This window comes from Streptomyces sp. NPDC001156, from assembly GCF_053598275.1.
On the sequence record NZ_JBSFJX010000085.1, the window covers coordinates 1 to 19,869 of the forward strand.

Genomic DNA, 19,869 nt, shown 5'->3' on the forward strand with positions numbered 1-19,869 from the left:
CAGAAAGCAGCCCTGGTACTCGGGCAAGCACAAGCGCCACGGCGGCTCGGTCACCACCATCGCCGCACCCGACGGGGAACTGCTGTGGGTCTCCGGCGTCCTGCCGGGACGCACCGTCGACATCCGCGCCGCCCGACGCTTTCGCATCGCCGACAAGGTTCTCGCCCACCTGGGTCATCTGGCTGACCTCGGCTACATCGGCCTGCATCCCGACGTGATCACCGGATACAAGCGCCGCCGGGGCGAGAAGACCCTCCCCGAGGGAAAGAAAGCCGCCAACCAGGCCCAAGCCGCCCTGCGCTGCATCGGCGAACGAGCGAACGAGCGAACGCCCAGCTCAAGTGCTGGAAAGTCCTGGCCTGCGACTTCCGCGGCAGCCCCCGACAGATCACGGTGGTCGTCAAAGCCGTCCTGACTTTGCAGTACCTGATCCGCGATCCCTTCGGGACGAACAAGAACGAGACCACAGCGTGACACTCCGCCCGGCCGGTGATCGTCTCCTTCAGAAGAAGTCGATCACCACCCCCAACCTCGGACGGAGCATCAACTACCACCCCGTCAAGGCCCGCTCACCTGCGAGAACGAAGTTGGGACACGCTCAATAGGGAACCAGTTGGCTCAACAAGGAGCCGAGGCGCTGGAACTCGACGCAGGTACGGCTTCCCGAGTACCTGCCGGTAGCGGCGACTGCGCCTGTGGCCCCGACACGATCCGAACGGAAAGCCCCTCCGGGCGTGAACGCCCGGAGTTCCTCGCAAGGACCCACTGAAGTCCCGGACTCGTCCGGATCGTCCCCGACGGGGCGCCGCACAAGAGGGCCCGGGCGATGTCATCGCCCGGGCCCTCTCAGACGGCCGGAACTAGACCTTCTGCAAAGCGAAGTTCAGCGTCGTGGTCGCTCCCTTTCTGATCCTTACCGTCGCCATCTGCGACTGATAGCCGTCGTCCGCGCAGATCACCTGCAACGGGTTCTGGGCATCGACCCACAGCTGGTAGCGGCCGCTCGCGTCGGTGACGAGCGTGTAGTGCGCCCCCGACGTGGTGACCTGGACCACCGCGCCAGGCAGCGGACCCGCCGACCCGGTGACGACGCCGGTGATCTTGCCCCAGGTCTTCGGCGGGGCGACCGTCATCGACACGGGCAGGACCGGCGTCGAGTACGGGGTGTCCGTACCGATCGCGAACTTCGCCGTGTACGTGCCCGGTTGTGTGATATCCGGGGCACTCGCGTCGACCGACACGGTGACCGTGGCGCTGGCCCCCGGAGCGACCGTGACCGTCTTCGGCTTCGCCGCGAGCCAGCTCACGTCGTTTCCGTCACCGCAGTCGGACACGCCCGGCAGCACCTCGGCACCGGCCACCGGAACGAGGTCGCCGTACTCGTCCTTGCCAACACCGCCGATCTTGTAGAACCCGCACGCGCTGCCACCGCGGTAGACCGCGTTGTTCGAGTTCGCCATGGGCGCCCAGGTGTCACCGGCCGGGTCATAGCTGAAGCCCTGGTTGGTGATGGCCGTGTTGTCCTGGGTGACACCGCCGGAAACCAGCAGCCGGCCCTCCGCCGTCGTGTACCCGGATCCCCACAGTTCGATGGGCAGATCGGCCGCCCGCGACCAGGAGTCGGCCGCCGGGTCGTAGACGTATGCGTGGCGTGTCTCGCCGCCGGGACCGGTGCCGCCGGCGCAGTACAACTCGCCGTACAGCGTGCCGCACGCCTCCCAGCTGACCGCCTCGGGGTAGTCGGCGTGACGGCTCCACGAGTCGGTGGCCGGGTCGTAGGCCATGACGCCCGTGGCACCGCAGTCCGTGTCGCAGCCGCCGACGACGTACATCTTGCCGTCGAGGACCGCGGTACCGGAGCCCGCGAGCGGGCGCGGGTTCGCCGCGGCGGTCGTCCAGGCGTCGGCCGCCGGGTCGTAGACCTCGGTCTTGCCGTCCGGGGCCCCGGTGCTGCCCCAGCCGCCCGTCGCGTAGATCTTCCCGTTCAGCACGGCCATCGCCGGCTTCTGGCGTCCGTCAGCGGGGCCCGCCACCCGGGACCATGTGCCCGCGGTCGGGTCGTAGACGTACATGCCGCGGTAGAAGTCGGCGGTGGAGGTCCCGAACGCCGAGTAGATCTTGCCGCCGAGCGAGACGACGGCGTTGTCCACGACCGGGCCCGGCAGGTAGTCCGCTATGGCGGTCCAGGGGGCGTCGGCCGGTACCGCGCCGTGCGGTGCGGCACCACTCACCTTGCGGTTCGAAGCGCCCTTGCCGACCAGGGGCAGCGGCGAGTACGAGCCCTTGATCCGTGTGGTGGGCGCGCCATGCGCGATCAGGGGTGTCACACCGCCGGCATGCTCGTCGAACGTCACCTTGGCCGGTGCGCTGCCCGTGTTCTTCACGGTGACGGTTTGAGCGGTCTTGCCCTGCCAGGGCACGGACAGGTCGACCTTGCCCGGGGTGACCGTGATCCGGCCGGCCTTGAGCGCGAACGGCGTCCGGGTCACCGCGTCCGCCGCCACGTCGACATGAGCGGTGGCCGTGGCGTAGTGCCTGCGTGCCGCGGTGAAGTCGTGCGTGCCGATCAGCGACGAGAACACCGAGTAGAAACCGTCGGGCAGATTCGGGTCGTCCGGGGTCGCGGCGGTCATCGCGTGATCGGCCGGCTTGTCGGCGCTGGTGACGGTCGCACCGACAACGGGCTGGTCGGTGTTGGCGTCGGTGACTGTTCCGGCCACCAGACCACCCGCGACCGGGTCACACGTGCGGTCGCCGATGAAGGCGTCGTCCACCTGCCACCACGTTCCGATACCGCTGCTGGAAAAACCACCGGTGTAGTGGAACCGCACCTGTACAGCGGACTGGTGTGCGGCCATCGGCAACGGTACGTCCACCGGCGCCGGGCCGCGCAGGTCGGTTGACCGATGCCAGGCGTTCTTCCACGTGGCGCCGCCGTCCGTGGTGACATCGACGTCCGCGGTGGACAGGAATGCATGGAAGTCGGTGTTGAACGACACGACCGGGTGCGCGGCATCGGAGAAGTCGGCCACCGGGGAGACCAGAGACATGTCCGCCAGGTTGTTCCAGGTCACCCCGCTGTTGTTGGTGACGGCGAAGTTGCCGCTACCGCCGGTGTGGTTGCCCTGGCTGTAACCGGGCGCCGTCAGCTTCGGGTCGTTGAACGCCCATGCGCCCACAGGCGTGTTCTTCAGGGTCCAGCCGTCCGGAGTCGACGTCCCATCGAACGTCTGCGTCGTGCCCGTGTTGTGCGCCTTGTATCCGGGCGCGATGCAGTCGTACACGTCGACGGGAACGCTCAGGTCGGCGGTCGTGTCCGACGATCCGAGCGTCACCTTCTTCGTCACCGCTTCGTAGCCCGGGTAGTTGGCGTTCACGCTGAGCGTGTACGTGTGGCCCTGCGGCAGTTTCAAGCTGTAGCTGCCGGTATACGGGTCGGTGTGGACCGGTCCGCCGGGCACGCCGTCGACGCTGATCGTCGCGTACAGCGGCCAGGAGTGGCCCGAGCCGTCGGTGACCTTGCCGGACACGGTCGACGACGGGACCGTGTCGAGTGCGAAGTCCTCGGTCACCGAGCCGCCGTCGGTGACGGTGACCCCCTTGACCGTCTTGTCCGCGTATCCGTAGGCCGATGCCGTCGCGTCGTACGTGCCCACCGGCGCCGAGGTGCGGTAGTGACCGGAAGCGTCGGTCAGAGCCGTCGAGTCGCCGACCGTCACCGTCGCACCTGCCACCGGAGCCTTGGTCGAGGCGTCGGTGACGGTACCTGTGACGGCGCCGTGCGGTCCGGTGGTGAACGCGTCGACACCGTTCGGTGTGCCGAGCCCGGTCGGGCCGTCGTAACCGGCCCCGGCCGTGCACAGGTATGCCGGCGAACACGTGCCGTTGCTACCGGCGGTCACGTCGTTGAGGTGCCCCGGGTTCGCGTACGGGTAGCTCGAGGGATACGTATCCTTCGCCGGCGTACCGGCGGCGGCGTACACACCCGCGATGATGGGCGCGGAGGCGCTGGTGCCGCCGTACACGTTCCAGCCGCCCTGCTGGTAGGAGTCGTAAACCGCGACACCGGTCGCCGGGTCCGCCACCGCGGCCACATCGGCGACTGCGCGCTTGTCGCAGCCGCTGTCGCTCTGCCAGGCCGGCTTCGTCTCGTACAGCGAGCATCCGCTGCCTGCGCCGCTCCACACGGACTCCGACCAGCCGCGTGCGCTGGAGTCGCGGGCGAGGCTCGTGCCGCCGACCGCGGTGACGTACTGCGAGGCGGCCGGGTAGCCCACCCCGTAGCCGCTGTCACCGCTGGACGCGACCATGGCCACGCCCGGGTGGTTGTAGTGCGGGTCGAACTGGGTCGCCTCGGCGGGGTCCTCGCCGGTGCCCGGTGTGCTGTTGTACCCGGTGCCGTACGAGTTGGAGACGTACTTCGCGCCGAGCGCGACCGCCTCGTCCACCGCGGCACCCATGTCGGCGAAGCTCGTGCTGTCCGCTTCGACCAGCAGGATGTGGGCGTTGGGGGCGGCGGCGGACACCATGTCGAGGTCGAGGGATATCTCGCCGGCCCAGCTCGCATTGGGGGCCGGGTAGTTGGTGCCGCCGCGCTGGTCGACCTTGGTGAAGCAGCCGTTGGCCGTGGTGCACGCGGGCAGACCGTACTGCTGGCGGTAGACCGCGAGGTCGGCCTCGGCGGTCGGGTCGTCGTAGGCGTCCACGATGGCGACGGTCTGGCCGGCGCCTCCGTCCGCCGGCAGCGCGTAGGCGCCGCGCAGGTCGGTGGCACCGATGCCGGCCGGCGTCGCGGACGCCACCTGGACACCGCGGCGTGCGGCCACGTCGGTGCGGTGCAATGACAGGCAGGTGACGTGTCCGGGCTTGGGGTCCGCGCACTGCCGGACGGCCGCGGCACTGCCGGAGGACGCGGCGGACGCGGGTGTGGCGGTGGGCAGTTGGAGTCCTATGACGGCAAGTGCCGCCGACAGGAGGCCGACGACGGCGGTGGCCGCTCGGCCTCCGCCTCCAGCGCTCCGTTTGGGACGGGTTCTGGGCAAGGAGTTTCTCCCGAAACTGTGGTGACCGGGTGATAGGGATGTCCCGCGCCGATCGCGGCCCGACGGACGGCCGGCATGGGCCAGTGCGCCGAGTGCGCGCGGATCCGGGTCCGCGCGGCGGTCCGCGACGGGGCGGCACGCGGGAGGGGGGGCCGGGCGGTGACACCGCCCGGGACCGGCCCCTCCCGCCCGGCTGAACTAGACCTTCTGCAAGGTGAAGTTCAGCGTCGTCGTCGCTCCCTTCCTGATGCTTACCGTCGTCCCCTGTGGCTGGTAGCCGTTGTGCGAGCAGATCACCTGCAATGGGTTGTTCCGCGCGTCGAGCCACAGTTGGTAGTGGCCGGCGTCGTCGGTCCTGAGGGTGTAGTGGCCCACCGGCGTGGTGATCTGGACCTGCGCGCCGGGCAGCGGACCCGACGACCCGGTGACGGTTCCGGTGATCTTGCCCCAGGTCTTGGGCGGGGCGACCGTCATCGACACCGGCAGGGTCGGCGTCCGGTACGGCGTGTCCGTGCCGACCACCAGGGCCGCCGTGTACGTGCCGGGCTGTGTGATGTCCGCGGCACTCGCGTCGACGTTCACGGTGACCGTGGTGCTGGCCCCCGGTGCGACCGTGACCGTCTTCGGGTTCGCCGCGAGCCAGCTCACGTCGTTGGTGTCGCCGCAGTCGGCCATGCCCGGCAGCATCTCGCCGCTGGCCACCGTGACCGGGTCGAAGCCGCCGTCCAGCTCGTCCGTACGGCCGCCGATCTTGTAGAACCCGCACGCGCTGCCGCCGCGGTAGAGCGTGTTGTTCGAGTTCGGGATGGGCGCCCAGGTGTCACCGGCGGGGTCGTAGCCGAAGCCCTGGTTGGTGATGACCGAGTCGTGGTCGGTGACGCCGCCGGAGACCAGCAGCCGGCCCTGCGCCGTGGTGTACCCGGAGGCGTACAGGTCGATGGGCAGGTCCGCCACCCGCGTCCATGTGTCGGAGTGCGGGTCGTAGACATACGTGTGCTTGGTCTCGCCGTTGGAGCCGGTGCCGCCGGCGCAGTACAGCTCACCGGAGATCGCGCCGCACGACTCCCAGCTGACCGGCTCGGGGTAGTCGGCGTCGCGGCTCCACGAGTCGGTGGCCGGGTCGTACACCATGACGTCCGTGGCGCCGCAATCCATTTCGTGGCAGCCGCCGACGACGTACATCTTGCCGTCGAGAACCGCGACACCGGAGGCCCACAGCGGGTGCGGGTTGGGCGCGGCGGTCGTCCACGCGTTGGTCGCCGGGTCGTAGACCTCGGTCTTGGCCTCCGGGTGTCCCCAGTTGCTCCAGTCGACGTCCAGGCCGCCCGTCGCGTAGATCTTCCCGTTCAGCACCGCCATCGCCGGAGTCTCGCGCTTGGTCGCCGTGCTCGCCTTCTGCGACCAGGTTCCGGTGGCCGGGTCATAGGCGTACATGGAGTCGTAGATGCCGTCGCTGCCGAACCCGAACGCCGAGTAGATCTTGCCGCCGAGCGAGACGACGGCGTTGTCCATGACAGTGCCCGCCGGATAGTCGGCGATGGCCGTCCACGGCGCGGCGGCCGGTACCGAGATGTTCGGCGCGGCACCGGCGGCCTTGTGGGCCGTGCCGCCCTTCGAGCCGTTCTTGTCGAGCAGGGACAGCGGTGAGTACGTGCCCTTGATCCGCGTGGTGGGCGCGCCGTGCGCGGTCAGCGGCGTGGTGCCGCCGAACTGCTCGCCGAGCGTCACCTTGGCCGGTGCGCTGCCGGTGTTCTTCACGGTGACAGTCTGAGCGGCCTTGCCCTGCCAGGGCACGGACAGGCCGACCTTGCCCGGCGTGACGGTGATCCGGCCCGCCTTGAGGCTGAGCGGAGTGCGGGTCACCGCGTCCGCCGCCACGTCGACATGGGCGGTGGCCGAGGCGTAGTTGCGCCTCGCCGCCGTGAAGTCGTGCGTGCCGGTCAGCGACGAGAACACCGAGTAGAAACCGTCGGACAGGTTCGGGTCGTCCGGGGTCGCGGCGGTCGTCGCGTGCTCGGCCGGCTTGTCGGCGCTCGTGACGCTCGCGCCCACGACGGGCTGACCGGTGTTGGCGTCGGTGACCGTTCCGGCCACCAGACCGCCCGCGACCGGGTCACACGTGCGGTTGCCGATGAAGGCGTCGTCCACCTGCCACCACCCCGGGAAAGGCCCTGTGAGGCGGAACCGCGCCTGAACGGCGGACTGGTGGGCGACCGTCGGCAGAGGAAGGTCGACATGTGCCGGGCCGGGCACATCGGTCGCCAACCGGTGCCAGACGTTCTTCCAGGTGGTGCCACCGTCCGTGGTGACGTCGACGTCCGCGATGCCGCCGTAGGCCCGCAGGTCGGTGTTGAACGACACGTCCGGGTGCGCGGCACCGGAGAGGTCGGTCACCGGGGAGACCAGCGACATGTCGTACGGGTTGCGGCTCGACTTGTTGCTGGTGTTGGTGACGGCGAAGCCGCCGCTGCCGCCGGTGTGGTTGCCCCGGGTCGCGCCGGGCGCCGTCAGCTGCGGGTCGTCGAACTGCCAGGCGCCCGCGTCCGTGTTGTTCAGGGTCCAGCCGTCCGGCGTCGACGTGCCGTCGAACGTCTGCGTCGTGCCCGTGTTGTGCGCCGTGTATCCGGGCGCGATGCAGTCGTACACGTCCACCGGGACACTCAGGTCGGCGGTCGTGTCCGACGTGCCGACCGTCACCTTCTTCGTCACCGCTTCGTAGCCCGGGTAGTTGACGTTCAGGTTGAGCGTGTACGTCTGCCCTTGAAGCAGTTTCAGGCTGTAGCGGCCGGTGTACGGGTCGGTGTGGACCGGCCCGCCGGGCACGCCGTCGGCGCTGATCGTCGCGTACAGCGGCCAGGAGTGACCCGAGCCGTCGGTGACCTTGCCGGACACCGTGGCCGTCGGCAGCGGGTCAAGTGCGAAGTCCTCGGTCACCGAGCCGCCGTCGGTGACGGACACACCGTTGACCGTCTTCTTCGCATACCCGTAGGCCGACGCCGTCGCGTCGTAGGTGCCCACCGGCGCCGAGGCGCTGTAATGGCCCGACGCATCGGTCAGCGCCGTCGTGTCACCGATCGTCACCGTCGCACCGGCCACCGGAGCCTTCGTCGAGGCGTCGGTGACGGTACCGGTGATGGCGCCGTGCGGTCCCGTGGTGAACGCGGCCAGGCCGTTCGGCGTGCCGAGCCCGGTCGGGCCGTCGTAACCGGCACCGGCCGTGCACAGATACGCGGGCGAACACGTGCCGTTGGCGCCGGCGGTCACATCGTTGAGGTGTGCGGCGTTGGCGTACGGGTAGCTCGCCGGATACGTGTCCTTCACCGGGGTACCGGCGGTGGCGTACACACCCGCGATGATGGGCGCCGAGGCGCTGGTGCCGCCGAACACGCTCCAGCCGCCCTGCTGGTAGGAGTCGTAGACCGCGACACCGGTCGCCGGGTCCGCCACCGCGGCCACGTCGGCCACCGTGCGCTTGTCGCAGCCGCTGTCGTGCTGCCAGGCCGGCTTCGCCTCGTACAGCGAACACCCGCTGCCCGCACCGTTGGTTCCGCTGCTCCACACGGACTCCGACCAGCCGCGCGCGCTGGAGTCCCGGACTAGGCTCGTACCGCCGACCGCGGTGACGTACTGCGAGGACGCCGGGTAGGACACCCCGTAGTTGCTGTCACCGCTGGACGCGACGATGGCCACGCCAGGGTGGTTGAAGTGCGCGTCGGCATCGGTGACCTGCGACGCGTCCTCACCGCTTCCCGGATCCGGACTGTACTGCGACCCATAGCTGTTGGACACGTACTTCGCGCCCAGTGCGACCGCTTCGTCCACGGCCGCGAACAGGTTCGGGTCGCTGTTGTCGTCCGCCTCCACGAGCAGGATGTGCGCCCTCGGCGCCACGGCGGACACCATGTCCAGGTCGAGCGAGATCTCACCGGCCCAATCCGCGTTCGCATCCGGGTACGACGTCCCGCCGCGCTGGTCGACCTTGCGGAAACAGCCGTTGTCGGTCGTACACGGCGGCAGGCCGAACTGGGAGCGATAGGTGGCGAGATCGGCCTCGGCGGCCGGGTCGTCGAAGGCGTCGACGATGGCCACAGTCTGGCCCGCGCCGCCGTCCGCCGGCAGCGCGTAGGCGCTGACGAGGTCGGACGGTCCGTATCCGGACACGTCGGCGGCAAGCCGTTGGACGCCCTTGGTCGAGGCGACGTCAGTGCGCCGTTCGGCGAAGCACCGCGCCATGCCCTTCTTCTTCGGGAGTGAACACAGCGGAGTGGCATGCTTGTTCGTCGACGGCACTGGTGTCGTGGCGGACACAGCCGCCGAGCCGCTTGCGGCCGCAGGCGCGGCGGGCGGCCGTGCGCCGACGGTTGCCGCGGCCGGGGCGGCCAAACCGAACATCGTCAACGTGGCCGCCAACACGGCCACCACTATTCTTCGTCGCAGCCCGAGTGCGTTCCGGGTGGGGTCCACTGAGATCCTTCAATAGACACTTACCGGTGACTCGCCGAGCCCCATGCGTTCCCAAATGGGAGCCGAAGCCAGGACCCTCGTCGCTCGCCAAGCCCCGATGGGATCCGGGTGGATCCACAGCTGAGAACCGTCGTCGACATGCAACCTGCGCGTCAATGGATCTTCATCGGCGGGAATCAGCCTCTCGGCGGAAACCGCCACGAAGATCCCCTTGACACGCACGGCCAGCAGCTGCTGAACCTGCCGCTCACTGACCCAGTGCATGTCGCACCGTCCACGTGACGCTCTCGCTCGCGCACCGCCCCGTTTGGCAGCAGCGGTGCCGCCGGCCCCGGCGCACAGAGAGCACCACCCAGGAGGAGAGCCAGCTGCGACGCCTTGCCAAGTGAGTCACTCGCCGAGAACTCGGGCATCTGGGCACTCTTCAAGGTGCCCGGCAGTGACCGTCTCACCTGACCCGGGGCCGTTCATCTGTGCATCCAGGCTGGCTCGCGCGACAACGGATTTCAGGTGTCCTCTCCCTTTGGCGGGATCAAGTGGGGGGCGCGGGCCCCGAGGATGCCGAGAACCTCATCCAACGCGGGACCGCGAAGCTCCCGGAAGAACTCTGGGTCGATCCGGCCGTCCCGGGCCCAGATCCCGGCGAGCGACTCCGCGCAGAGCTGGGCCAGGACACTGACGAACCGCTCCCGCCGGAGAATCTTGAAGATCTCCTGTTCCAACCACGGGCCAGAGTGGAACTCCAGGTCCATGGCAGCGTCGAGTGGGTCCCCTTCGGGAGCGTCAGGATCGTTCAGGATGGTGATCAACTGACACGCGACGATGTCGTCCGTATGTGACGCCAACGGACCTCCGGCAACGGTAGGGGTGGTCCTGGCGATCGGCTCCGGCAGCTGCTCGAGGGTGATGTACCTGCCCCTGCCCTGGATGACGGCGGAGAGTCCCCAGGATGCATCACAGCCTGGGGAACCTATGCAGCACGTCGCCTTGCCCGGTTCCACCATGACAGTGGCGGGTCTGCTGGAACGCCGGGCACTCTTCAGCTGCACATGCCCCCTTCACGCGAACCGTCCGGTGCCGCGAGCGTGTTCACGCGGCAGCCGCACATCGCCCGGCGAGCCGCCGACAGACGTGGAAAGTGTATTGGTCGGCGCGGATGCCTGGGTCTACGGCTCCACCGGACGACGCGGCTGGCTAGGCTCTGGCCCATGAGTGAGCAGCAGTGGACGGACCATCCCCGGCTCTGGGTCTGGCTGCAGAAGCAGGAAGAGGGGTTCCCGCAGTGGGCCGACTCCCACCCGGGCGTCTGGGACTTCTCCCCGGATTCGGTCGACCGGCTCGACGCGGTGCTCAGGGCCGAGTTCTCCTCCTGGGAGGACATCAGAGCCGCGCAGCATACCCCTCAAGTGACCGTGCCCGCCTGGTACCTCGGCGAAGTATGCGTGCGCGCCGGGGCGGTATGGAAGTACAACCCCGACTCCCCGGTCGAATCCGAAGCATGGGAGGGACCCTTCGTGGGGGTTCCGGGCGACCCCATGGAGGATCCGGACCACGAGGACCTCTACGAAGATGACGACTACCTTCCGGCTGCGATCCCCGTCGCCGAACTGCGCGGCATGTTCGCGAAGAGCCCTCAGTGGCGGTTGCGCAGCGTCGTGGAGGAGTTCGACGAGTGGCGGCTCGGCACAGCCGACGGCGTGTGACCAGGAGAGTCCTCCGGTCCCGGGCGCGAGTCCCGTGCCTTCGCCCCAATAGACCGGACCACGCCGGTGCGGCTCTGTGGTGCCGCACCGGCGTCGCGCGATGGCCGACCTGGTCTGCCGTCGTCGTCCACGACAGGTCAGGGCCTGCGGGCCGGCTTCTCCGTCTGCGGCGAACTCGTCACCAGCCGACGGCGACGAGCAACCACTGCGGGTTGCTGTGGGAGATGAAGGACGATTGCCCCGCCACATCGTCGTAGGGGAAGCCGTAGGCCAAGTGGTTGATGGCGTTGTCGTGCCAGAATCTGGCGTAGTAGTTCGCCGGGGCCGCCTTGTAGTACTGGCTGGGGTCGGCCTGTTGAGAGGCCGGCAGCGCGGCCACATGGCGGTTGAGGGCGGCGCACATGTCGGGGTTGCCGGCCAGGGAGGCGGCGCAGCCGAAGATGTCCGAGGTGGCCGCGTTGACTCCGACGGACTGGGCGTAGGCGGTGAAGTAGCCGGCATCGGCGCCGCCCGCACGGAAGTTGGGGGCCCTGCCGGGGGCGATGATGCGGTACGGGGCCTGGGTCTGGGCCAGGGCCTTGAACGGGGCGGGGACCGCGTCGACGAAGCGCTGGAAGGTGACTGAGCGGTCCTCGGCGAAGGTTTGCCGGTTCTCGCCGACCTCGACGTCGTAGCCGTCCTTGGTGTGCAGTCGCATGGCCAGCTTGAGGCCGAAGGCGTCGACGCGCGTGGTGTTGCCGTTGAAGACGTTGTTGCCGACGGTGAACTCGATGAAGTCGTAGTAGGGGCCGTTGGGCGAGCCCAGATAGAAGTACATACGGCCTGCGGAGTTGGCCGGCATGTCGAGGTAGGGCTGTTCGGCGATGGAGTGCACCTGGCCGTTGAAGCTCCAGTAGACTTGACTGTCGGGGTACTTTCCGTTGGTGCGGTTGAGGATCTTCACCTCTACGGCGTTCTGCGCGGGCGGGATGTCGCTGGTGCTGCCCCAGAAGTCGTCCGGGGGCGGGGTGCTGCCGCCGGGGCCGTAGACCTCGAACTCCCATAGGGAGTAGCCGTACGGAGTGGCTCTCGCAGTTCCGCTCATGCGTACATAGCGGCCGTTTCCGGCGATGTTCAGGTTCTGCGTGCCGCCGGTGGAGGTGGTTGTGGAGTAGATCGTCGTCCAGTTCCGCGCGTCGGTGGAGGCCTGGATCTGGTAGGCCGTGGCGTATGCGGCTTCCCAGCGAAGGGTGACGCGGGTGAGCTGCTGGACGGAACCGAGGTCCACCTGAAGCCATTGCGGATCGGCGAAGGCCGAGGACCAGCGGGTGCCGGGGTCGCCGTCGACCGCCGCTGTGGCCGGGAAGGCCGCACTCTCGGTCGAGGACGCGGTCGCGGGCCGGCCGCGGGAGAGCAGCTGGTCGTCGGCTCGGGCGGGTGACTGCGCCATCGTGAAGAAGCACGTGGCGAGCAGCGCGAGGATCAGGCAGAGAGCGGTTCGGGACCGTGCGGCGCCGGACAGTGGTCTCGATATCGGCGCGCGTGACGATGTCCGCATGGGGTCTCCAAAGCGGTGGCTGTCTGTGGGGGATGAAGAACAGCGGTGCTTGAGAGCGCTCTATTCGGGGTTTGTACTCCCCTTGCGTCGCACGGTCAACAACTGAACGCGAAACGAGCGGAGCAGTCGAACCGATGTGCCCCCGGGAGTAGTTGCTCTCGTCACGCCGCTCCCCCGCTGCCGCCTTCCGGCCATGTCCGGGCGTCAGATCCCGTGCTCAGATGCGGCCGAAGGCGCTGGACCGTGAGGCGAGAGCGGCTTCGGCTTCTGAGAATCCTCGGCGCATCGGGCGACATGGCGCGTTCATCTCTTGACCGGGCCGGTCCAGACCTTCTGTCCCCGGTCGGATCGGCACCGGCCCCGGCGGTGCCGGCCGCGTCGTCGTCGCGTGGACGGCCCCCGGTCGACGCCACCGCATCCGTCCCCGCTCACACCCGGGCAGCGGCACCATGCCCCTTGCCTTCGCCGCACGGGACCGTCGTCCCACGCCAAGCCTCGTCGCCGGTGTGTGAGGAGTGGTGAGTGGGGTTGGGAGCTGTTCGGCTTCGGATGTGCATAAGTGTGCACGAGCGTGTACTGGTTCGTGGTGCGCGGGAGACCAGGACGCCCAACACCGTTCGGAGCGCCCGACTGAGCCTGCGCAACACATGCTCAGTCCTCAGGAACGGTAACCGCACCGTCCGGACGCCTCCACGGAGGTGGACCGAGGTGCCTGCAAGGCCGGCACCCGCAGTTTGACCAGCGCCGACGCAACGGCAGTCGCCATCGTTCGCAGTCGGGGAACGAGGGGCTGTGCATGGAGGAGGACCATGAAGAAGCTGATACGGCGTGTGACGACCTCGGGCGTTTGTGCCGTGGTCGTGGCAGGCGCTCTCTTCGCCGCCGGCGGCTCCGCGACTGCGGCAACCGCTCACACGACGGGGCGCACTCCCGCCCGCACCGTCGCGGACGACACCGGCCGCTGCTCGCACCGCACCGCCCGCGAGGGCATCGATCCCTGGGTGGCGGACCAGTTGGAGATGTTCGACCCGGTGGCCGCGAAGCGACTGGCGGTCTACGATCCGTGGGTCAAGGACCAACTGGCCCTGTTCACCCCCGCCGCCCGGTAGGCGGAACCGGCCAGTGCGAGGGCCTGCCGCGTCGTCGGGCGGGCGACGGCACGCCGCGCAGCAGCGGTGACTGCCGTCGCCCCCGATGGCCCCACCACGTGTCGCGGTCGTTACCCGAGGGCAGCGCCCCGCCTTCCTCCGGGCAGGACCTTCCATGCCCGTAGGGCGTCACGAAGCACCCGGTCTCCGGGCACGGGCCGTTGGTCCTGACGTGCACCGACTCGGCGTGCCCTTGCCGAGGCGGCCCGCTGCCGCTCGCGGCAGCGGGCCGTCTTCGTCCGCCAGTCGCGAGCAATGTCGCCCGGTGTCGACGCCCGCCACCATCATCCGGGTTCCCGGCGGCAGAGCTTGAGGAAGATGCCCTTCCCTCGGGTGCAGCGACGCGGGACCGGCCTGCCGGCCCTCAGCGTCTACGGCCGCGTATGGCCCAGTCGCTGCCGACGCCCGCGACGTGGAGGGCCAGGACCGCCAGCCCGAGGAGCATGACGTTCGTGGAAGAGAAGGTGTCGTTGGTGGTGAGGTTTGCCGCGTTGATCAGGAAGGCGATGAAGAAGAGGACTGCCGAGACTATGGCCAGCACGATGTCCGTCCTGATGGATGAGTGGGTTGTCGGTTTCTCGTGCGGTGCGAATGCCCCGCTCTTGACGTCCCATTCGGGGCCGGAGCGGCGTCCTGTGACGTGCAGCGTGAAGCCGTGCGTCTGCCGAGTCGGTGATGATCAGGTGCACCGGCAGCCATCGTCGCGGCGCAGCTACCAGAAAAACGACCCGGGGGCCGAGGGAGCGTCGGTTGCGCTCCTCGACCCCCGGATGGGGCGTCACGGCCGCGGCCGACCATGACGGAGGGTGTGACACGGGGTTCGGGGGAACCGCGCCGTCACCGGCACGGCCGACGGGGCGGGCTAGCAGTCGTCCATGTCGCGCCCGTAGTGCCGGTTCCCGCCGTACCAAGCGTCCCAGCCCTGGTTGTAGCGGTGGTGCCGATGGTGGTGCTTGTGGTGCTTCTTCTTGTGGTGGTGCTTCTTGCCGTGGTCCCAGTCGCGGTCGTAGCCGTTGTCCCAGCCGCGGCCCCAGTCGCGGCCGTAACCGTTGTCCCAGCCGCGGTCCCGGTCCCTGTCACCGAGGTAGAGGTAGCCGCTCCTGAGGCCGTCGTGGCGGTAGCTGTGCGAGTAGTCGCTCCCGAGGTCTCGGTCGTGGCCACTTTCGTTGGCGAGGGCCGGCAGGGCCGCCACCCCCACGAGGGCGCCTGATGCCACACACGTGGCAAACAGGCGGACGACATTACGAGAAACAGACATGCTGCTGTCCCTTCACGTGCTTGCACGCCCACCCTGGCGGGGCCGGCGTGCCATTCGAAGTCCCGGCTCGGTGCCGAGGTCCGCAACTCTGGCTCGATCCGGCCGCAGCAGATCAATATGACGATTCACGTTACAAAACACGGACATATCCGTAACGCTCCCGTGCATGGGCCACTGAAGTAGCGGGACCTCCGGTTGGAGTAGTCCGCTTGCGCCCCCCACCACACTGTGATCAGCACACAAGCGGTGGACGCTCATGGCCCACATCGACCGGCCCGCCGCAAGGACTCCCCCGGCCGGCCCAACGGCCTCCGTAACAATCAACAGCCCTCGTTCGGAGGACGCGTGACCGAGCAAGTCGCACGCGCACATCGCACATCTGCCACTTCGGCAGCGGCACAGAGCCATGAACGTGCTGCTCAGGGCCGGTATCGCGCTCCCTCCGGCCGTCGGCCGATGCCGCCGCAACAGGAGATCACCTGCACCGAACACCCCTGTCTCCGACCGGCGTGACCGGTGCGGCGAAGGAGCCGGAGCAATCGGCGACACAGATGGGCAAACGACTCACCGTCCCCCAGGAGACGCCAGGCGTCGACGCCATACGGCCCATCGTCGACGGCCCGCAGGAACCGATGTCTGTGCAATCCGCGCCCCGGTCGGTCCAGCAGCAGGGGTCGGCATGCCCGCACCGGATCGCCGCGGGACGCCCCAGACACGCCAGTACCGGCCTGCCCGGCGGGACACCACCCCATGCGAACGGGGCGTCGCGCACCCCCGAGCCCCCATTCCCGTCTACACCCACTAGGAGTCGGACAAATACGCATTAACGTACCGTGTGATTGGCGCGGTGGGCTGAGTTCGCCGCGCACCAAGCGGCTTTGAAACCCGTGGCCTCAGCGGTCCGGGAACCATCAGAGGCAGGAGAGAAATCCATGACGGCACGTGTCCGGTGGCTCAAGGGCCGCCGCTCAGCAACCATGCGCACCGCGGTCCCCCTCGTCACCCTGGTGCTGGCCGCAGCCGCCTGTGGCGTACCCGTCGCTCACGCGAGCGCCGGCGACTCGCCCTCGACCGCCATCGGCCAACGCGCAGAGGGCTCCTGGACGGCAAGCTTCCTGTCGAGCCGCTCCATAGCCACCGGTGCAGCCGCGGCCGCCACCGGAACCACCCCACTGGCCCCCGCCGTCACCTGCACCGACCGGTACTTCAACGGCATGACCACGGCTCAACGGGTCGGGCAGCTCTTCATGGGCGGAGTCAACGCGGCCCGTCCGGACCAGACCCAGCTACGCACTCTGCGGACCTACCACGTGGGGTCCATCATGCTGACGGGGCGCAGCACCGCCGGGGTCACGGCGACGAGAAAGGTGGTGGACAGCATCCGGGGCCAGGCGGACCTGGTCGGCGGCCGGCGTGTCGGGCTGCTGGTCTCCACGGACCAGGAAGGCGGCCAGGTCCAGGTCCTCAGCGGCCCGGGCTTCTCGACCATGCCCAATGGGCTGACCCAGGGCAGCTGGTCGACCACGACGCTGCGCACGCGGGCCGCCGGCTGGGCCAAGCAACTGAAGGCCGCCGGACTCAACCTCAACCTGGCCCCGGTCGCCGATGTGGTGTCGGCAAGCCTTGGCACCAAGAACGGCCCCATCGGGCACTACTACCGGGAGTACGGCCACACCGCCGCCACCGTGACCTCGCACACCAACGCGTTCGCCGCCGGCTTCAAGCAGTCGGGCGTGATGACCACGCTCAAGCACTTTCCGGGACTTGGCCAGGTGATCGGCAACACCGACACCACCGCGAACGTCAAGGACACGGTGACGACCGCCACTAGCTCCAGCCTCACCCCCTTCCGGAGCGGGATCGCTGCCGGTTCGCCGTTCGTGATGGTGTCGCTGGCCACCTACACCAAGATCGACTCCAAGCACCTGGCGGCCTTCTCGCCCACGGTCATCGGCCAAATGCTGCGCACCCAACTCGGATTCAAGGGCGTCGTCATCTCGGACGACCTCGGAAACGCGGTCGCGGTACGGTCCTTCACCCCCGCGCAGCGGGCGCTGAACTTCATCACGGCGGGTGGGGACATGATCCTGACGGTGCAGCCGAGCACCGTGCCGGCGATGGCACAGGCCATTCAGACCCGGATGCAGCAAGACGCCTCGTTCCGGACCAAGGTGAACAACAGCGTCCACCGAATCCTCGCCGCCAAGCTCAACGCGGGTCAGTTGACCTGTAGTTGACAGGCCATCAAGACAAGACGGACTGCGCGCCGCCGAATCGACCGTCACCGTCGCCCCACGTCACGCCGTCGACGGTCTTCTCGGCGGGCCGGTCCGGGGTCGCGGGCATGCCGGGCGGCATTTCCGCACGCGTCCGTCCTCGCCCTCAGTCCTCGGTCTTGCAGAGGTTGGCCTGACCGTTCGATGCGGTCAGGCCGCCGTCCACGGGAATGTGCACGCCGTTGAGATACCCGGCGTCGGGACCGGCGGGGAACGCGACAACGGCAGCCACTTCGGCCGGCTCGCCCGGCCGGCCCATGGGTACCCGCTCCGCGAATCGTTCGCGCAGCGGGGTTCCCTCGGCAAGCGCGTCACCCAGGAACCGGCTGCTGAACGTCACGCCGGGGTGGACGGCATTGACCCGGATCTCCCGGCCGTGGTCCAGCGCCATCACGTCGGTCAGGTTCGCCAGCGCGCCCTTGGTCATGTTGTAGGCGGCCTGTCCCCAGTCTCCGCCTCGCGCGCCCATGGATCCGACGTTGACGATGCATCCACGCGCAGCCCGCCGCCCGGAGCACCCTGATCGAGCTGGCCAAGGCCGTGGCGTGGGGGCGGTTCGACGACGGGGAGCTCCGGCTTGCCCCCGCGCTCGCCCAGACCGCGAAAGGCCTTGCGGAGCGCCGGCTCGCCGATCCCGAGCTGTCTTCGACGACGCTGGCGCGTGAGCTCAATGTCTCCGTGCGCACGCCGCAGCGGGCGTTCGCCGCGGCGGGCGAGTCGGTGACCGCCTACATCCGCCACCGACGGCTGGAGGAGGCGCGGCTCGCTCTCACCGCGCCGTCCGGCCGGCTGAGCGTGTCGGAGCTCGCGGCGCACTGGCAGTTCGCGGACAGCAGCCACTTCATCCGGGCCTTCAAGAAGCGTTACGGCTGGACGCCCACCGAGTACGCCCGCTCCCTCGGGTCGACCGGGAGTCGGACGGACCCCGCGCCACCGCCGTCACATCGGACGGATGCGTAGGTGTCACCGGCCGAGGCTCCTGCTTTCCGTTGATCACCGGTGGCGGGCCGCTGACTGTCCGCTGTGGGACGGAAGCTCGCTGGCCTGCCGCGGCAGGCCAGCGATGTCCGTATGTGTGGGATGCGCGTCCGTACCGCCATGGTGGAAGACTCGACGGGACGGGAGGCTGGAAGTGCTGGAAGTACCACGGGCGGCGAACGGCACGGCACGCCCGACCCGCCGGGCACCGCAGACAAGGAGAGGCCGGGTGAGCACCATGACGACCGCCATGAACGCCGCGGCGGGGGTGAGCGCGCCGGACACGGTGCCGGCGCAGGAGGCGGCCGAGCCGGCGGGCGAGTCCGCGAGCGAACTCATTCACCACTCCGTCCAGGACTCCCCGTGGCCGCAGTGAACCGGAGCACCTCCGCGCCCCATGTCGTGGCAGTGGTGGCCTTCGACGAGGTCCAGCTGCTGGACGTGACCGGGCCCGCCGAGGTGTTCACCACCGCCAACACCTACGGCGCCCACTACGACGTACGGATCGCCTCCACCGATGGAGCAGACGTCCGGACCTCCTCCGGGGTGCGTGTCGGCGTGGACGGGCCGCCCGAGATCCTGCCCGACCGGATCGACACCCTGGTCGTACCCGGCCGCACCCCATGGCAGCGGGCGGTTTCCGACGAGAAACTGGTCGGGCTCGCCACCGCACTGGTCGGACGGTCCCGGCGGGTCGCCTCCGTCTGCGCCGGTGCCTTCCTGCTCGCCCAGACCGGCGCTCTGGACGGCCGCCGGGCGGCCACACACTGGGAGCTCACCCGGGAACTGGCCGCGGCATACCCGAAGGTGCAGGTCCAGGCCGACCCGGTCTTCGTCCGGGACGGCGCGGTCAATACCTCGGCAGGCGTCACGGCGGGAATCGATCTGTCGCTCGCCCTGGTCGAGGACGACCACGGGCCGGACATCGCACGCAACGTGGCACGGCACCTGGTCGTCTTCATGGCCCGCCCCGGCGGTCAGTCCCAGTTCAGCGTCCGGCTGGCGCCGAAGGAGGCCAAGCACCCGGCGGTACGGGAGGCCATGAACGTTCTGGCGGCCGACCCCCACAGCTCCTGCGGTGTGGACAGTCTCGCCCGGCGCGTGGGACTGAGCGGCCGGCACCTGACCCGCCTGTTTCGCAGTGAGGTCGGTGTGACCCCGGGCCAGTACCTCGAGTCTCTGCGGCTGGAGGCAGCGCAGGCACTGCTCGAGGCGGGCAACGACACCGTCGACACCGTCGCGGAGCAGGCAGGCTTCGGCTCGGCGGAGACCATGCGGCGCGCCTTCCAGCAAACGCTGGGCGTCGCACCGACCACGTACCGTGCTCGCTTCCGTACCACGGTGGCGCAGGACCGCTTCCATCACGCGCGGTGACCCGAGGTCGATCGGGACCACGCGGCCTGGGGGCACCTTCCGGAGTGAGCCGCTACCCACTGTGACGACACCGTCGATCACGTCGGGCG

At 69.2% G+C, this 19,869-nt stretch carries 15 protein-coding genes; 8 read left to right on the plus strand and 7 right to left on the minus strand.

Annotated elements, in window-relative coordinates; genetic code table 11:
• The coding region (locus ACWDA7_RS30780) for a transposase family protein (RefSeq protein ID WP_450608269.1) at positions 1-415 on the plus strand (415 nt) is incomplete at its 5' end.
• A 445-nt stretch (positions 416-860) separates the two neighbouring features.
• On the opposite strand, the gene ACWDA7_RS30785 is transcribed toward ACWDA7_RS30780, so the two are convergent.
• The gene (locus tag ACWDA7_RS30785; RefSeq protein WP_450608271.1) at positions 861-5,042 is read right to left on the minus strand and encodes a carboxypeptidase regulatory-like domain-containing protein; all 4,182 of its coding nucleotides are present in this window, start codon (positions 5,040-5,042) and stop codon (positions 861-863) included.
• 198 nt (positions 5,043-5,240) lie between these two features.
• Complete coding sequence (locus tag ACWDA7_RS30790) at positions 5,241-9,275, minus strand: carboxypeptidase regulatory-like domain-containing protein (RefSeq protein ID WP_450608273.1); 4,035 nt, start codon at positions 9,273-9,275, stop codon at positions 5,241-5,243.
• Between ACWDA7_RS30790 and ACWDA7_RS30795 the strand changes: the two genes are divergently transcribed.
• A complete protein-coding gene (locus ACWDA7_RS30795) occupies positions 9,274-9,522 on the plus strand; it encodes a hypothetical protein (RefSeq protein WP_450608275.1) in 249 nt (82 codons plus the stop codon). The genes ACWDA7_RS30790 and ACWDA7_RS30795 overlap by 2 nt on opposite strands.
• A gap of 490 nt (positions 9,523-10,012) precedes the next feature.
• Here the strand turns inward: ACWDA7_RS30795 and ACWDA7_RS30800 are convergent, their stop codons facing one another.
• Positions 10,013-10,315 carry a hypothetical protein gene (locus tag ACWDA7_RS30800; RefSeq protein WP_450608277.1) on the minus strand — a complete coding sequence of 101 codons (303 nt, stop codon included), beginning with the start codon at positions 10,313-10,315 and terminating at the stop codon, positions 10,013-10,015.
• A gap of 399 nt (positions 10,316-10,714) precedes the next feature.
• Here ACWDA7_RS30800 and ACWDA7_RS30805 point away from each other — a divergent pair, with 399 nt between their 5' ends.
• Positions 10,715-11,209: a hypothetical protein gene (locus ACWDA7_RS30805; RefSeq protein ID WP_450608279.1), complete on the plus strand. Its 495-nt coding sequence runs from the start codon at positions 10,715-10,717 to the stop codon at positions 11,207-11,209.
• Positions 11,210-11,387: 178 nt separating this feature from the next.
• On the opposite strand, the gene ACWDA7_RS30810 is transcribed toward ACWDA7_RS30805, so the two are convergent.
• A complete protein-coding gene (locus tag ACWDA7_RS30810; protein ID WP_450608281.1) occupies positions 11,388-12,746 on the minus strand; it encodes a beta-1,3-glucanase family protein in 1,359 nt (452 codons plus the stop codon).
• Positions 12,747-13,555: 809 nt separating this feature from the next.
• On the opposite strand from ACWDA7_RS30810, the gene ACWDA7_RS30815 reads away from it, so the two are divergent.
• Positions 13,556-13,855, plus strand: coding sequence for a hypothetical protein (locus ACWDA7_RS30815; protein WP_450608282.1), 300 nt, complete (start codon positions 13,556-13,558; stop codon positions 13,853-13,855).
• A gap of 403 nt (positions 13,856-14,258) precedes the next feature.
• Here the strand turns inward: ACWDA7_RS30815 and ACWDA7_RS30820 are convergent, their stop codons facing one another.
• Positions 14,259-14,435, minus strand: a complete 177-nt coding sequence (locus ACWDA7_RS30820) for a hypothetical protein (RefSeq protein WP_450608284.1) — start codon at positions 14,433-14,435, stop codon at positions 14,259-14,261.
• Between the two features lie 321 nt (positions 14,436-14,756).
• Positions 14,757-15,152 (minus strand): hypothetical protein, encoded by a 396-nt coding sequence (locus ACWDA7_RS30825; RefSeq protein WP_450608286.1) that lies wholly within the window; start codon positions 15,150-15,152, stop codon positions 14,757-14,759.
• Positions 15,153-16,084: 932 nt separating this feature from the next.
• Here ACWDA7_RS30825 and ACWDA7_RS30830 point away from each other — a divergent pair.
• The gene (locus ACWDA7_RS30830) at positions 16,085-17,389 is read left to right on the plus strand and encodes a glycoside hydrolase family 3 N-terminal domain-containing protein (protein ID WP_450608287.1); all 1,305 of its coding nucleotides are present in this window, start codon (positions 16,085-16,087) and stop codon (positions 17,387-17,389) included.
• Between the two features lie 145 nt (positions 17,390-17,534).
• Here the strand turns inward: ACWDA7_RS30830 and ACWDA7_RS30835 are convergent, their stop codons facing one another.
• Positions 17,535-17,897, minus strand: coding sequence for an SDR family NAD(P)-dependent oxidoreductase (locus ACWDA7_RS30835; RefSeq protein WP_450608289.1), 363 nt, complete (start codon positions 17,895-17,897; stop codon positions 17,535-17,537).
• A 71-nt stretch (positions 17,898-17,968) separates the two neighbouring features.
• Between ACWDA7_RS30835 and ACWDA7_RS30840 the strand changes: the two genes are divergently transcribed.
• The 3 genes from ACWDA7_RS30840 (at position 17,969) to ACWDA7_RS30850 (ending at position 19,780) form a co-directional block, all read left to right on the plus strand.
• Positions 17,969-18,388 (plus strand): helix-turn-helix domain-containing protein, encoded by a 420-nt coding sequence (locus ACWDA7_RS30840; RefSeq protein WP_450608291.1) that lies wholly within the window; start codon positions 17,969-17,971, stop codon positions 18,386-18,388.
• Positions 18,389-18,635: 247 nt separating this feature from the next.
• Positions 18,636-18,782 (plus strand): hypothetical protein, encoded by a 147-nt coding sequence (locus ACWDA7_RS30845; RefSeq protein ID WP_450608293.1) that lies wholly within the window; start codon positions 18,636-18,638, stop codon positions 18,780-18,782.
• Positions 18,770-19,780, plus strand: a complete 1,011-nt coding sequence (locus tag ACWDA7_RS30850; RefSeq protein WP_450608294.1) for a GlxA family transcriptional regulator — start codon at positions 18,770-18,772, stop codon at positions 19,778-19,780. The genes ACWDA7_RS30845 and ACWDA7_RS30850 overlap by 13 nt, the downstream gene beginning before the upstream one ends.
• Positions 19,781-19,869: the final 89 nt, after the last annotated feature.

Coding starts and splice junctions, on each gene's coding strand:
- ACWDA7_RS30795 (WP_450608275.1), top strand. CDS start 9,274: ATGCCCTTCTTCTTCGGGAGTGAACACAGCGGAGTGGCATGCTTGTTC.
- ACWDA7_RS30790 (WP_450608273.1), bottom strand. CDS start 9,275: ATGGCGCGGTGCTTCGCCGAACGGCGCACTGACGTCGCCTCGACCAAG.
- ACWDA7_RS30805 (WP_450608279.1), top strand. CDS start 10,715: ATGAGTGAGCAGCAGTGGACGGACCATCCCCGGCTCTGGGTCTGGCTG.
- ACWDA7_RS30810 (WP_450608281.1), bottom strand. CDS start 12,746: ATGCGGACATCGTCACGCGCGCCGATATCGAGACCACTGTCCGGCGCC.
- ACWDA7_RS30815 (WP_450608282.1), top strand. CDS start 13,556: ATGAAGAAGCTGATACGGCGTGTGACGACCTCGGGCGTTTGTGCCGTG.
- ACWDA7_RS30825 (WP_450608286.1), bottom strand. CDS start 15,152: ATGTCTGTTTCTCGTAATGTCGTCCGCCTGTTTGCCACGTGTGTGGCA.
- ACWDA7_RS30830 (WP_450608287.1), top strand. CDS start 16,085: ATGACGGCACGTGTCCGGTGGCTCAAGGGCCGCCGCTCAGCAACCATG.
- ACWDA7_RS30835 (WP_450608289.1), bottom strand. CDS start 17,897: ATGGGCGCGCGAGGCGGAGACTGGGGACAGGCCGCCTACAACATGACC.